Below are 13651 nucleotides of genomic sequence, written 5' to 3' on the forward strand. Positions count from 1 at the left end.
CTCTTGAAAGATCCCGTCATGACCTTCTCCCCAGCCCTGCCCGTTGACCCGGCCGCCGGGACCCTGACACCCCTCGCCATCGACCGGGTCCAGCTGGACCCGGAGGGGTTCTGGGGACGTCGGGTCGCCGTCAACGCGACCGCCACCTTCGAGCACAACCTCGGCTGGCTGGAGCGCGCCGGATGGCTGCGCAATTTCGAGCTCGCCGTCGGGGGCGGACTCGCCGAAGGCCGTCGCGGACGCGAGTTCGCCGACTCCGAGGTCTACAAGACCCTCGAAGGGCTCTGCTGGCACACCGCCGGACGTGAGGACCCGGAGACCGAATCGATCATCCGCGCTCTCACCGCCCGCATCGTCAGTGCGCAGGAGAGCGACGGCTATCTCGGCACCCGCTTCGGCCGGCACGGTCAGGCTGAGCGTTACAGCGACCTCGAGTGGGGCCATGAGCTGTACAACGCCGGACACCTCCTCCAGGCCGCGGTCGCGCGACTGCGCACCCACGGTGAGGACGGGTTCACGCAGGCCGCGCGCCGTCTCGCCGACCACATCTGCTCGGAGTTCGGGGCGGACGGCCGCCAGACGGTCTGCGGACATCCGGAGATCGAGGTCGCGCTCACGGAGTTCGCCCGCGCCACGGGGGAGGAGCGCTACCTCGAGCAAGCCCGCGTGTTCTTGGACCGCCGCGGTCACCAGAGCCTGGAAGACGTCGAGTTCGGTCGCGCCTACTTCCAGGACGACGTCCCGATCCGCGAGGCCAAGGTCCTCCGCGGACACGCGGTGCGCGCCCTCTACCTCACGTCCGCGGTGGTCGACGTCGCCGTGGACACTGATGACGCCGAGCTGCTCGCGATCGTCGAGCGGCAGTGGGAGGTTACAGTCGCACGCCGGACCTACATCACCGGTGGAATGGGCTCGCATCACCAGGACGAGGCGTTCGGCGCCGACTTCGAGCTACCCAACGACCGCGCGTACTGCGAGACCTGCGCCGGCGTGGGCTCGATCATGCTCTCGTGGAGGTTGCTGCTCGCCACCGGCCGCCCGCGCTACGCGGACCTGATCGAACGCACTCTGCACAACATCATCGCCACCGCCGTGTCCGAGGACGGCCGCTCCTTCTTCTACGCGAACACCCTCCACCGGCGCGAGCCGGGCGTCGCGTCCTCCCCGGAGGAGCAGTCCAAGCGCGCGGACTCCAGTCAGCGGGCGGCGTGGTTCGACGTCGCCTGCTGCCCCAACAACCTCGCCCGCACCTTCGCCTCGCTGTCCGGCTACCTCGCCACCACCGATGCGAAGGGTGTGCAGCTGCACCAGTACGCGTCCGCCACGATCTCCGCCGCTCTCCTCCAGGGAGACGTCTCGATGGAGGTCTCCAGCGACCTGCCGGAGCGGGGGCGAGTCGCCGTGACCATCACGCGCACACCCGTCGAGCCGTGGACTCTGACGCTGCGGATCCCGACCTGGGCGACGAACGCGGACGTCGTCGTCGTCTCCGCCGACGGGGATGCTGCCGAGACGCCGACCGGACCGTTCCACGGCACGCTCCACCTCGAACGGCGTTTCCGCGTCGGCGACCGGATCGAACTCGACCTCCCCTTCGAACCCGTCCTCGTGCAGCCCGACGAGAGGATCGATGCCACCCGCGGCACCGTCGCCGTCCAGCACGGACCGGACATCCTCTGCCTCGAGTCCGTCGACCTCCCCGCCGGCGCCCACGTCGACGACATCGCCCTGGACGCCGGAGCGGTCCCGATCGCACGAGAGGGGCGTGTGACGCTCGCCGGCAGCGTCGCCGAACGCGACGAGCACGAATGGCCCTTCTCCAGAATCCCTCGAACCCCGCACCGACGGCCGTTGACCGTGGCGCTCACCCCGTACCGGTCGTGGGGATCCCGAGGTCCCGTGTCGATGCGCATCTGGCTTCCCGTGAACCACTCCTGATTCCCGGGCGAGCTCCCACCGCCGGGCGGATCCTCGCTCCTCTGCGGCGGCCGCCGGTCACCGCATCCGCACTTCGACGAAGAAGGCAGGACATGTCCCTCCTCTCACGCAGAGCCTCTCGGCTGCTCGCGGCACTCACGATCAGCGTCATCGCCGCAGCAGGATCGGTGGTGGTCGGCCAGACCGCCGACGCCGCCACCAGCTACCCCTACACGCTCGCCTCCGACAAGATCCGCGCGAGCTTCGCCGCGGACGGGTCGATGCAGTCGCTCAAGATCGTCGGCGACCTACACGACACCGAATACCTGATGAACCCGGACAGCGCTCCGGAGCAGGCCCGCGAGACGAAGAGCAAGTACCGCCAGTGGTTCGGGAACCTGATGTTCTCCTACGCGAACGGCACGGGAGCAGTGTCGACCACCGGTGTCGGCGCGAACCCCTGGAAGACCGCGTGGACCTCCCAGTCGGCCGACGGCCGCACCGTCTCGGCGACGTCGAGCAGTGTGACGGTCACCCACCAGAACTCCACCAACGCGGAAGGCGTGAAGGGCTTCACCGTCACCGAGACGTACTCTCTCGCCTCCGACGGCTCCCTGGTCTGGAAGCAGGACGTCAAGAACACCGCGGCCACGCAGCTCGTCATCGGCGACTGGGGTGTCCCCGTTCCCGGCAACGAGCTATGGAGGCAGGGCGACTCGATCTACGAGACCCGGGTCCTCACACACTCCTACGTGGGTAAGAACGGCTCCTACGTCACTCTCGAGCGTCCCAGCGGCCAGGGCCCGTTCATCGCCATGACCGCCGACACCGCATCCGGCTCCGGCTTCGAGTACCAGGACCGCTGGCGCACCGAGGAAGTCGGCAACACCTCCTGGGCCTGGAACTCGGCGAACGAGAGCTCGAACATCAAGGGCCTCAACATCTACTACCCGCACTCCACCGCGATCCAGAAGACCAACCGCGGCTACCTCAGCTCCACCAGTGTCGCCATCGCGCCGGGCGCGACGAAGAGCTACACCTATCGCATCGGCAAGGTCGATGACGACGCAGCACTCAAGCAGACGATGTTCGATCGAGGGCTGCTCGACACCACGGTCGTCCCCGGACTCATCGTGCCCATCGACCGGCGCGCAGAGATGGCGTTCCGGATCAAGGGCACCATCACGTCAGTCACCGCGCGCAACCGCAACGACCTCAAGGGGTCAGCGCCCACGAACCCCGTCGTGACGTTCTCCCGGAGCAACGGCGACTACCGGATCTACGGGATGACCTTCGACCGCACGCAGCTGGGCGCCAACGACGTCACCGTCTCGTACACGGACCAGACCGGCGCCGCGCGGCAGTCCGTCCTCCAGTTCTCCGTGATCGACAGTGTCGCGGGACTCCTCGACACGCATGCGAAGTTCATGGTCGAGAAGACCCAGTGGAAGCCGTCCGACGGACTCTCCGCGAGCGACATCCGCAACTACACCTTCGACGACTGGATGATGAACGCCCCCGACGGCAGCCTCGCCACCACGACGAACGCCCCTCAGGGCCGCCGCAACGAGTACGCCGGCTACTACGGGCTCGGCGACGACTGGGGACTCCCGCACGGCCAGTTCCTCGCGGAGAAGCTCGTCGCCCTGCCCGACGCCACCCAGATCAAGGCCCTCGACGACTACCTCCAGAAGGCCGTCTGGGAGAACCTGATGGGGAACACGTCGCCCAGCGCCGCGCCGAAGTACACCGTCTACGACTTCTGGGAGCAGGGGAAGCCCGGCAGCCTGAACACCACGCCCGGCTACCGCGGCTACGCCTACCCGCACGTCTACAACACGTTCTTCGGCATGTACAACATCGCCAAGCAGAACCCCTCCGCGATCGCCTACGCCCACCCCGCTCAGTGGTACCTGACGACGGCCTACGGGATCTTCAAGGAGCTCTACGAGGGACCCGTCGCCTACAACTGGGAGACCGGACTCATGGGTGAGCTCTCGACACCCGATCTCATCGCCGCATTGCGCGCCGAGGGACTGGACACGCAGGCCAACGACATCGAAGCGAAGATGGCGATCAAGTACGCCAACTTCTCCTCCAACGCCTACCCCTACGGCTCCGAGTACAGCTACGACAACACGGGGGAGGAGGCGGTCTACACCCTCGCCAAGCTCAACGTGAACGACGACAAGACGAACGCCCTGCGCGTCATGCGCGACATCGTCGCCAAGACGGAGGCCGCCCGCGGACGCATGCCCGTCTGGTACTGGTACTCCGACCCCACCACCATCACGGGCGAGAACTGGTGGCAGTTCCAGTACAGCGCCTCCCTCGCCGGCTACACGATGGACGACTACATCAACCACACCGCAGCACTCGAGACCGGAACCACGGCCATCACCGCCGCGCGCCGCGCCGAGCTGCAGCGCCTGAACTACGCCGGCAAGGTCGCAGGACTCGCGACCATCAACTCCGGCCAGATCAGCAACGCGCCGGCCAACATCGGAGCCGCATCGTGGTCGTACCAGGCCGAGCGCGGCAACCTCGGCACCCTCGGGGTCGGCGGAGGCGCGAACGTCAAGCTGAACAACGGCTGGCGGGGCATGACCGGCGAGAGCGATCTCGGACTGTGGGGCACCCTGCAGACCCTCAGCGCCGACGTCGTCACCGATGACCCGATCTTCGGAGTCGTCGGATACGGAGCGGACGTCTCGCGGGACGCCTACTCCACCACCGTCATCCCGAAGGACGGCCTGCAGCGCCGCCTCAACCTGGTGACCCAGCAGCTGTCGGTCGACCTCGAGAACGACGCCTACTCGCAGGCGATCGTCGGCTCGAACAGCGCCGACCTGCGCCTGGACATGCTCAACCGCACCGGCACCGCACACTCCGGCATCGCGGAGGTCAGCGGCCTCGCGCAGGGCAGCTACGCGGTCATCGTGAACGGCGTGCGCCAGCGCACCGTCAACGTCTACCGGCCCGCCTCTCTCGCGGGAACGCTTCCCGCGCCGGTCCGCGTCCCGTTCGATGCGCCCGCCGGCAGCACGTACATCGTCCACCTGGTCTCGACCGCCCCGGGCGCGAATGCGGCGCCGACCGTCAACGCCGGACCCGACCAGGCCGGGCTGTCCCTCGGATTCGATCCGATCCAGCTCAGCGGATCCGCCTCCGACGACGGACTCGGCTCGCCGAACGGAACCCTGACGACGCAGTGGAGCGTGCAGTCTGCTCCTGCCGGTGCCACCGCGACCTTCGCGTCGCCGACTGCTCGCCGCACGTCTGCGTCGGTGAGTACCGCCGGCAGCTACGTGTTCGCACTCCGGGCAAGCGACGGCGTCCTTGCGACCACCGACACGGTGTCCGTGACCGTTCAAGCCCTGCAGCCGCTCCCGGCCGACTGGGTGACCTACACCTTCGACTCATCGTCGAACGGCACCGTCCCCGACGCCTCCGGCAACGGCAACGCGCTCGCGCTCAAGGGGACGGCGGTAACCGCCACCGACGGCACGGCGAGCGTGCTGCGGCTGAACGGAAGCGACGGGGCCTTCGCCCAGCTGCCGTCGGACATCCTGTCACGCTCGAAGGACCTGACCATCTCGATGAGGGTGAAGGTCGATTCGATCTCCACCTTCAGCCGGCTGTTCGACTTCGGCAGCAGCACCCAGAAGTACGTGTTCCTCACGCCGAAGTCGACTGACGGGAAGCTAGGGCTCGCCCTCACGACCTCCGGTAATGGAGCGGAGACACGGATCTCGACGAACTTCACGATGCCCGCTGGGCAGTGGACCGACATCAAGGTGACCTTCAAGGCGAATACGAACGGCACGACGACGGGAACGATCTTCGCCAACGGAGTGCAGGTCGGGCAGAACACCGCCATGCCGCTCGCTCCGAAGGACCTAGGCCGCACCAGCGGCAACTTCCTCGGCAAGTCACAGTTCCCCGACCCGTACCTCGCCGGCAGCTTCGACAGCTTCGAGATCGACGGAGTCGTGCGCTGACGACACCCGAAAGACCAGCGCTGAACCGCTCGTCGCCCCCTCCTCACGCGGCGACGAGCGGTTCAGCACCTCTTCCCGCGCACAACTTCTGCGCATCAGCCCTCGCCCGCTGGCGCCACCGAGGGGCGAGCTGGTTGAGGTTGCTCGAGACGTACCCGATCGTGCTGCGGATGTTCATCAGATCCGCGGCAACTGACGTGAACTCCGCGTCCGTGATGACCGCGTCCTCGGCCGTCGCGGACTCGAACGGGGAAGTGCGACGCCCGCAGCGGGTCGAGCAGGCTGTCGCCGGCGACTACTCGCCGTCCTTCGCCCTCGCGCTGATGCAGAAGGACGCGGGGCTGATCCAGACCTACGCGGACAGCGTCGGTGCGCCCGTCCCCGGCGTCGCGACGGCCCGCCACTACATCGACGAGGCGATGGCCGCCGGCTTCGGCGGGGAGAACGCCTCGGCGCTGATCAAGGCGATCGCCGCGGAGGCCGACGTCGACCTGACCCGGCGCTGACCCTCCGCCCCGGGGTGCCCCTGCCCGGCCGTGACGGCCGCCGCAGGGGCTCCCCCGGCACCCTCCCCGTCCCGGCCGCGCCGCGTGCTTCACTGGAGGGATGACCACGCGTGACGACCACATCGCCGACTTCGCCGAGTTCCTGACCGCCTCCCCCTCCTCGTACCACGCGGCCGCCGAGGCGGCACGGCGCCTCGAGGGAGCCGGATTCACGGGGCTGGACGAGACGCAGGCGTGGCCCGCGGGGCCCGGCCGGTACTACGTCGTCCGCGACGGCGCGATCATCGCCTGGCACCTGCCCAAGGGCTCCGGGGCGACCACGCCCTTCCGCATCCTGGGCGCCCACACCGACTCCCCCGGCTTCATGCTCAAGCCCCGGCCGACGATCGGTTCGAAGGGCTGGCTGCAGGCCGGCGTCGAGATCTACGGCGGCCCGCTGCTCAACTCCTGGCTCGACCGCGAGCTCGAGCTGGCCGGGCGCGTGGTCACCCGCGACGGCTCGACGCGCCTGCTCCGGACCGGCCCGCTGCTGCGGATCCCGCAGCTCGCGATCCACCTCGACCGCACGGCGAACGAGGGCCTCACCCTCGACCGCCAGAAGCACACCGTCCCCGTGTTCGGCATCGGCGACGCCTCCGAGGTCGACCTGCTCCAGCTGCTCGCCGCGCACGCCGGGCTCGACGACGCCTCCGACATCGCCGGCTACGACCTGCTCACCGCCGACACGCAGGCGCCGCGCCGCTTCGGGCTCGACGAGATGTTCCTCGCCGCCGGGCGGATGGACGACCTCAGCTCCGTGCACGCCGGCCTCGTCGCGCTCCTCGCGGCGAGCGCCGATCCCGCGGCGCCGCCCGCGCACATCAGCGTGCTCGCCGCCTTCGACCACGAGGAGCTCGGCTCGGCGAGCCGGTCCGGAGCGAGCGGGCCGTTCCTCGAGGACGTCCTCTCGCGCATCGGCACGACCCTCGGCGCCGGCGTCGACGAGCGCGCCCGGGCGATCGCCGCCTCCTGGTGCCTCTCAGCCGACGCCGGCCACTCCGTGCACCCCAACTACTCCGAGAAGCACGATCCCGCGAACCAGCCGGTGGCCGGGAAGGGGCCGCTGCTCAAGATCAACGCGACGCAGCGCTACGCGACGGATGCGCGCGGCGCGGCGCTGTGGGCGGGCGTCTGCGAGCGCGCCGGGGTCGGGTACCAGGAGTTCGTCTCGAACAACTCGGTGCCGTGCGGATCCACGATCGGCCCGCTGACCGCGACCCGGCTCGGCATCTCCACGGTCGACGTGGGAGTGCCGCTGCTCTCGATGCACTCGGCGCGCGAGCTCGCCCACGTGGACGACCTGGTCGCCCTGACCGCGGCGATCGAGGCGTTCTTCACTCCCTGAGCCGGGTCGGGCGCGATCGGGGTCCGCGGCGCCGCGCAGTGTGCGGGCGGACCCTGCGACCCCGCGCAACCGCCAGGCGGGCCCCGCGGCTCCGCTCAGTCGCCGGGCGGCCGCCGGCGCTGCTGCTTCGTCTCGGAGCGCTGCTGCTTCGCGGCGAGCCGCCGGCGGGTGGAGCCGCGCGTGGGCCGGGTCGGGCGCCGCGGGGCGGAGGGCGGCGCGAGGGCCGCGGTGATGATCCCGCGGAGCAGCTCGAGGGCCGTCTCGCGGTTGCGCAGCTGCGAGCGCTCCTGCGCCACCGTGACGGTGACCGCCCCGGAGACGAGCCGCCTCCCGAGGCGCTCGAGCAGGCGCGAGCGCTGCTCGTCCGAGAGGGCCGTCGACTCCTCGACGCTCCAGGTGAGCTGCACGCGGCTGTCGGAGGTGTTCACGTGCTGCCCGCCGGGCCCGGAGGAGCGCGAGAACCGCCACTGCAGCTCCGATGCGGGGACGACGAGCCCCGGCCGCACCTCGAGATCCATGCGGCAAGCCTGGCACGCGCCCACCCCGGAGCGGCAGCGCCGGCGATCCGTTCCCGGGTGCGATGTCCTCTTCCGGACGTGTCCGCTACAGGCTCTTGTCCCCGCCGTGGTCACGTCCGGACACTGGAGGGGTGCCCGGGCGGGCGCATCGGCCGACTCCTCAGGGCCACCCGAAGGCGTCGAGGGGTCGGCCGCACGGCTCGGTCCCGCGGGAGCTCAATCGCGCGGCACCGTCTCGGCGAGGTCGATCTCGCCGTCGTCCAGCGCTCCCGGCTCGAGCGCCTCCGGATCGACGAGCACCGGCTCTCCGGCACCGGCGTCGCCGTCGCGGGTGCGCGAGTCCGCCGCCCACGCCGTGCCGAGCGCAAAGAGCGTCGCCACTCCGTAGTGCTCCATCGCGGCGGCCACGCGGCGGCGGCCGGTCCGCGGATTCATGCCGAGCCGGTGCGACGCGGTCTCGAGCGTGACGCCCTGGCGCATCAGCCGGAGCAGCGGCAGCCAGCTCTGGTCGACGGCTCCGATCGGAGCGGCCTGCCGCCACAGCACCTCGAAGTACGACTCGACCAGCCCCGCCAGCGCCGCATGGCGCACGCCGAGCACGCTGGTCGGCTTCGTCTCTCCCCACTCGAACGGGACGGCGAGGTGGTCGCCGTCGACCCAGAACCAGCTCGGCGGGCTCTCGAGGAGCCGGTACTCGACGCCCGCCGCCTGGTACGCCTCCACCCGGGCGAGCACCCGGGGGTCGCGCGCGCCGGCGGCCGGCATGATGACGCGCACCCGGTCCTTCGCCGCGAGCGCGTGCCCGAAGCGGATCGCCCGCTCCGTCGGCGGATCGAGGAACCGCTCCACGTTCGGGAGCACCGCCACGAGCGAGCCGGAGTCGCGGCGGACGAGGTCGAACCAGAGGTCCTCGGACGCGTGCGGCCCGTGGCGGAGGAGGGTCGGCACGGGATCCGACGTGTCCTCGCCGACCCGCCAGGCGCCGAGCAGCATCGGCAGGCCCGCGACGACGCGCTCGATCCCGTCCAGGGACTCCCTGCCCGCCCGCCGCGCCGACTCGGTGTGCCGGGCGATGGCCGCGGCCGCCCACTCCATCGGCGCCGGGAAGTCGAGCTGCTCGCCCTCGCCGCCCATGAGCCCCCGGCCGCGGAGCCGCTCGATCGCCGCGGCGACCTCGGCCGCGTCGATGTGGGTCAGCTCCGCCGCGTCGGCCAGCGTCGCCGGCCGTCCCCGCAGCAGCGCAGCCAGGAGTCCGTCGTCGTCCATGCGTCTCCTTCGCCGTGGGCCGTCACCCGAGGGTGCCGTCTCCGCGGTCGAGGAGCAAGGGACGCGCGGCGGACGGCGGGGAGCGGCCAGGCGGGGGCGGGGGATGAACTCGTGACGGGCACGGACCTCGGCTCACCTGAGGACTTCCAGCGGAGACCTTCTTCTTCGCTCTCGATCGCACTCTTTCGCAGTGGCGGCTCGTCACCGGGAAGGCGGTGGTCACTGCGGACGTCCGGGATCGATCAGGAGCGCGGTACTGCGGTCACTCGGACAGCAGCGGGATCGAGCGGCCCAGGCGCCTGCCGTACTCGGCGATGGCGCGGCCGACGGAGAGCCGCTCGGCCTCGTAGCGCTGGAGCGCCTCGTCGACCGGGTGCCGCGCGAGGGAGGCGGCGAGGGCCAGCGCGTCGCCCGCCGCCTTGGCCGCGCCCATGGCCGTGTGCGGCCGCACCGTCACGGCGGCGTCACCGAGGAGGGCGACCCGGCCGCGCACCGTCCGCGGCGGGACGTAGTCGACGATCGCCTGCAGGAAGGGCTGCGGCTCGGCGAGGACGGAGGCCGCGAAGGGCGGCGGCAGGCGGTCGACCGCGTCCTCCTCGAGCCGGCGGCGGAGATCGGGAGCGAGGTCGCCGGGCGCGAGGGACACGCTCTCCGGCGGACGGCCGGACGCCGTCATCACTCCGCGGAGGGCGTCCTCGGAGAGGGGCCGGTACCAGACCCAGTTGTAGCGCCGTCGGCCGGGCTCCACCTCGCCGGCGGGTCCGGGGACGAGGTAGCCGAGCATGTGCTCGCCGGGCGCGGTGTAGAAGGCGAAGCGTCCGAGCAGAGTCGCCGCGGCCCCGGCGGGGAGCGCCGACTCCGGGATCAGCCCGCGCCAGGTCGAGTAGCCGGCGTAGCGGTTCCCCGGCGCCTCGGGCGCGACCGCCGCGCGCACGACGGATCCGAGGCCGTCGGCTCCGAGGACGACGTCGAACTCCAGGCCGCTCCCGTCGCGCAGCTCGACGACGACCGGGTCCGTCCCGGTCGAGGGGCGCACCCCGGCGACGGCGTGACCGAGGAGGTAGCGGTCGGTGGGGATCCGCGAGCGGAGCGTGTCGTAGAGGTGGTCCCACGACACCTGCGTCTGCGGGGAGGGGTCGCGGCCGATCACGCGCCCGGAGCGGTCGAGGGTGATCCGCTCGTGCGCGACGACGCCGACCCGCGCCTCGTCGTCGCGGCCGATCGCGTGCAGGAGGTCGATCAGGTCCTGCTGGGCCACCAGCCCGGCGCCCCGCCGCGACAGGCCCGTCGCCGACCGCTCGAGGACCGTCACGCGGTGCCCGTCGCGGACGAGCAGGGCCGCGGCGAACAGTCCGCCGATCGAGCCGCCGACGATCCCGACGTCGAGCGGGCGCACCGCTCCTCCTGCTGCCATGAGCGCGACCGTACCGGCGAGCGCGCGGCGCCCGTTCCTACAGACGGCGGAACAGCGCCCCTCAGGCGCGGTCGTCCACCCGCAGCGATCGGATCATCCCGCGGAGCAGGCGCGCCGCCGCCTGCCGCTCCTCCTCCGCGAGCCCCTCCAGCATCCGCAGCTCCACCCCGCGGACGGCGGCGGACGCCTCGGCCAGGCTCCGGCGTCCGCGCTCGGTGAGCCTGGCGGGGAGCGCCTTGCCGATCGGAGCGGCGTCGGGGCGGGTGACGACGCCGTCGCGCTCCAGAGTCTGCAGCAGGACGTTCATCGACTGCCGGGTGACGAAGGCGCCCCGCGCGAGCTCCGAGTTCGAGAGGCCCGGCCGCTGGGCGAGGAGCTCGAGGCAGGAGTAGTGGGTGACCGTCATCCCGAGCGGGCGGAGCACGGCCTCCATCGCCGCGCGCAGGGCGCTCGACGCCTCCTTGAGGAGGTAGCCGAGCGAGGTCTCGAGGTCGATGCCGTCTTGACTCATGTCAGTATTCTGACATACGCTCCTGTGTGTCAGAAAGCTGACACAACCGAGGAGGAACCCCATGCCCGTCACCGGCCCCGACTTCGTCTCGCTCCAGGTCCGCGACCTCGCGGCGTCCCAGGCGTTCTACGAGCAGTACCTCGGCCTGGTCCGCTCGCCCGCCGGCCCGCCGCACGCCGTCGTCTTCGCGACGACTCCGATCGCCTTCGCCCTGCGCGACCTCGCGCCCGGCACCGACCTCGACTCCGCCTCCCGCCCCGGTGTGGGCGCCGCGATCTGGCTGCACGCGACCGGCGTGCAGGAGATCCACGACGCGCTCGTCGCCGACGGGCACGCCGTCGTCGCGGCTCCGATCGACGGCCCGTTCGGGCGCACCTTCACCTTCGCCGACCCGGACGGGTACCACGTCACCCTGCACGACCGCGCCTGAGCGGGACGGTGCGGACCGCGCCTGAGCTGAGCGGGGCGAAGCGGACGGGACGGGGCCGGGCGCCTCAGCCCATCGCGCGCAGCTGAGCCGCGAAGAGGTGCAGCGACCGGTCGACCTCGGGCAGCGCCGGCGTCCGGTTGAGGTGCCCGTGGGGCATGCCGGCGGCCAGGTGCCCGGTCACGGCGACGCCCGCCTCAGCGAGCTGGCGCAGGAGCAGCTCCGCCGACCCGCGCAGCTCGTCGTACTCGTTCACGAGGACCGTGACCGGAGGCAGACCCGCCAGCGGTGCGGAGCCGGGCAGCGCCTCGACGGGGAGGTCGGAGATCCGCCCGAGGTAGGTGCGCACCATGCCCTCGATGCTCGACGGAGGGAAGCGGAGGACCGGCGGCAGCTCGCGCAGCTCGGCCGCGATCGCGTCGTCGACGGCGGGGTTGGGGAAGTGGGCGAAGGGGTAGGCCAGGAGCACGTGCTCCGGCAGCCGCGCACCGGCGTCGCGCTCGCGGAGGACCGCGCCGAGGGCCAGGGCCGCTCCCGCGCTCGCGCCGCCGATCGCGACGGGCGTGGATCCGGACTCCGTGCTGCGGAGGTGCCGCCAGGCGGCGTGCACGTCGTCGAGCGGGACGGGGTAGCGGACGTCGGGGCCGGCGAGCCGGTAGTCGACGGAGACGACCCGGGCCCGCGCCCGGTGCGCGAGCTCCGCCGCGACGACGTGCGACTCGCGCATGTCGACGCTCCCGGCGGCGAACCCTCCTCCGTGCACCCAGAGCAGAGCGCGCTCGGGCGCGGCGGGCGAGTACACGCGCAGCGGGACCGGTCCGTGCGGGCCGGACGCGGTCTCCGTGACGACGTCGATCCCCTCGGGCAGCGACCAGGGCCCCGGATCCTCCTCGAAGGCGGCCATGCGGGCGGCCTGCTCGGCGTCGAGCGGATACGCGAGGCCGGCCAGGAGGGGCAGCCGGGCGGCGAGATACGGATCGAGCGGCATCGGCGCCTCCTGCGGGGTCGGGGTCGCGGACCACGCTAGCCCGGCCGCGGGTACTCGAGCGGCGCCTGCTCAGCCGCGTCGCTGCAGGAGCATCACGCCGTCCAGGAGCACGGCTGCCGTGCCGTCGGGAGCGGTCACGGCGCGCTCCCTCGTCTCGACGAGCTCCGCGGTCCACTCGGCGGGGTCGAGGGCCAGCTCGGCGAGCTCCTCCTCGGGGCCGACGAGGTGCATCGCTCCGTGGCGGTGGTCGTCGCCGCTCGCCCACGGCGGGGGTGCGGCGTGCGAGACGACGGCGAGGCGGCCGCCGGGAGCGACGACGGAGGCCGCCCGCCGCAGCACGTCGATCCGCGGGAACTCGGCCATCGAGTGCAGGAAGCTCGCCGTCACCAGATCGAACTCCCCCACGACCGGCCAGTCCTCGGCGAGGTCGGCCTGCACGAAGTCCACGTCGGCGCCCCGCTCGGCCGCGGCCGCGCGCGCCCGGCCCAGCGCCGTCTCGGAGAGGTCGAGCCCGGTCACGCTCCAGCCGAGCGACGCCAGCCACAGCGCGTCCGCCCCCTCGCCGGCGCCGAGGTCGAGGGCGCGGCCCGGCGGCAGCGAGCCGACCAGCCCGACCAGCGTCGCGTTCGGCCGGCCCGACCAGATCCGATCGGAGTCGGCGTAGCGCGCCTCCCACTGCTCGCGTGCGGTGCTCATGCAGCTCCTCGTCCCCGGGCGCA

The 13651-nt window shown here is 71.8% G+C and carries 11 protein-coding genes; 5 read left to right on the forward strand and 6 right to left on the reverse strand.

Annotated features, from left to right (window positions below):
- Positions 1–18 precede the first annotated feature (18 nt).
- From C5C30_RS02845 to C5C30_RS02860, 4 genes are all read left to right on the forward strand, one after another.
- Positions 19–1938: a glycoside hydrolase family 127 protein gene (locus C5C30_RS02845; protein WP_104333137.1), complete on the forward strand. Its 1920-nt coding sequence runs from the start codon at positions 19–21 to the stop codon at positions 1936–1938.
- Positions 1939–2030: 92 nt separating this feature from the next.
- Complete coding sequence (locus C5C30_RS02850; protein WP_104333138.1) at positions 2031–5918, forward strand: DUF5695 domain-containing protein; 3888 nt, start codon at positions 2031–2033, stop codon at positions 5916–5918.
- A 170-nt stretch (positions 5919–6088) separates the two neighbouring features.
- Positions 6089–6424 (forward strand): NAD-binding protein, encoded by a 336-nt coding sequence (locus tag C5C30_RS02855; protein ID WP_146081471.1) that lies wholly within the window; start codon positions 6089–6091, stop codon positions 6422–6424.
- A gap of 100 nt (positions 6425–6524) precedes the next feature.
- Complete coding sequence (locus tag C5C30_RS02860; protein ID WP_104333140.1) at positions 6525–7808, forward strand: M18 family aminopeptidase; 1284 nt, start codon at positions 6525–6527, stop codon at positions 7806–7808.
- A 95-nt stretch (positions 7809–7903) separates the two neighbouring features.
- Here the strand turns inward: C5C30_RS02860 and arfB are convergent, their stop codons facing one another.
- From arfB to C5C30_RS02880, 4 genes are all read right to left on the reverse strand, one after another.
- Positions 7904–8326 (reverse strand): alternative ribosome rescue aminoacyl-tRNA hydrolase ArfB, encoded by a 423-nt coding sequence (gene arfB / locus C5C30_RS02865; RefSeq protein WP_104224044.1) that lies wholly within the window; start codon positions 8324–8326, stop codon positions 7904–7906.
- Between the two features lie 216 nt (positions 8327–8542).
- On the reverse strand, positions 8543–9592 hold the full coding sequence (locus C5C30_RS02870; protein ID WP_104333141.1) for a hypothetical protein: 1050 nt from the start codon (positions 9590–9592) through the stop codon (positions 8543–8545).
- A 262-nt stretch (positions 9593–9854) separates the two neighbouring features.
- Complete coding sequence (locus tag C5C30_RS02875) at positions 9855–11006, reverse strand: FAD-dependent monooxygenase (RefSeq protein ID WP_219827776.1); 1152 nt, start codon at positions 11004–11006, stop codon at positions 9855–9857.
- A gap of 61 nt (positions 11007–11067) precedes the next feature.
- Positions 11068–11517, reverse strand: coding sequence for a MarR family winged helix-turn-helix transcriptional regulator (locus C5C30_RS02880; RefSeq protein ID WP_104333143.1), 450 nt, complete (start codon positions 11515–11517; stop codon positions 11068–11070).
- Between the two features lie 61 nt (positions 11518–11578).
- On the opposite strand from C5C30_RS02880, the gene C5C30_RS02885 reads away from it, so the two are divergent.
- Positions 11579–11947, forward strand: a complete 369-nt coding sequence (locus C5C30_RS02885; protein ID WP_104333144.1) for a VOC family protein — start codon at positions 11579–11581, stop codon at positions 11945–11947.
- A gap of 64 nt (positions 11948–12011) precedes the next feature.
- On the opposite strand, the gene C5C30_RS02890 is transcribed toward C5C30_RS02885, so the two are convergent.
- Positions 12012–12932: an alpha/beta hydrolase fold domain-containing protein gene (locus C5C30_RS02890; RefSeq protein WP_104333145.1), complete on the reverse strand. Its 921-nt coding sequence runs from the start codon at positions 12930–12932 to the stop codon at positions 12012–12014.
- A gap of 69 nt (positions 12933–13001) precedes the next feature.
- A complete protein-coding gene (locus C5C30_RS02895) occupies positions 13002–13628 on the reverse strand; it encodes a class I SAM-dependent methyltransferase (protein WP_104232919.1) in 627 nt (208 codons plus the stop codon).
- Positions 13629–13651 lie beyond the last annotated feature (23 nt).

Origin of the sequence: Rathayibacter sp. AY2B5, from assembly GCF_002931645.1 — a bacterium.
Classification (GTDB): Bacteria; Actinomycetota; Actinomycetes; order Actinomycetales; family Microbacteriaceae; genus Rathayibacter.

Excerpts from the sequence above, each read along its gene's own strand:
- arfB (WP_104224044.1), bottom strand. The coding sequence starts at position 8,326 with ATGGATCTCGAGGTGCGGCCGGGGCTCGTCGTCCCCGCATCGGAGCTG.
- C5C30_RS02870 (WP_104333141.1), bottom strand. The coding sequence starts at position 9,592 with ATGGACGACGACGGACTCCTGGCTGCGCTGCTGCGGGGACGGCCGGCG.
- C5C30_RS02860 (WP_104333140.1), top strand. The coding sequence starts at position 6,525 with ATGACCACGCGTGACGACCACATCGCCGACTTCGCCGAGTTCCTGACC.
- C5C30_RS02885 (WP_104333144.1), top strand. The coding sequence starts at position 11,579 with ATGCCCGTCACCGGCCCCGACTTCGTCTCGCTCCAGGTCCGCGACCTC.
- C5C30_RS02875 (WP_219827776.1), bottom strand. The coding sequence starts at position 11,006 with ATGGCAGCAGGAGGAGCGGTGCGCCCGCTCGACGTCGGGATCGTCGGC.
- C5C30_RS02845 (WP_104333137.1), top strand. The coding sequence starts at position 19 with ATGACCTTCTCCCCAGCCCTGCCCGTTGACCCGGCCGCCGGGACCCTG.
- C5C30_RS02850 (WP_104333138.1), top strand. The coding sequence starts at position 2,031 with ATGTCCCTCCTCTCACGCAGAGCCTCTCGGCTGCTCGCGGCACTCACG.
- C5C30_RS02890 (WP_104333145.1), bottom strand. The coding sequence starts at position 12,932 with ATGCCGCTCGATCCGTATCTCGCCGCCCGGCTGCCCCTCCTGGCCGGC.
- C5C30_RS02880 (WP_104333143.1), bottom strand. The coding sequence starts at position 11,517 with ATGAGTCAAGACGGCATCGACCTCGAGACCTCGCTCGGCTACCTCCTC.
- C5C30_RS02895 (WP_104232919.1), bottom strand. The coding sequence starts at position 13,628 with ATGAGCACCGCACGCGAGCAGTGGGAGGCGCGCTACGCCGACTCCGAT.
- C5C30_RS02855 (WP_146081471.1), top strand. The coding sequence starts at position 6,089 with ATGTTCATCAGATCCGCGGCAACTGACGTGAACTCCGCGTCCGTGATG.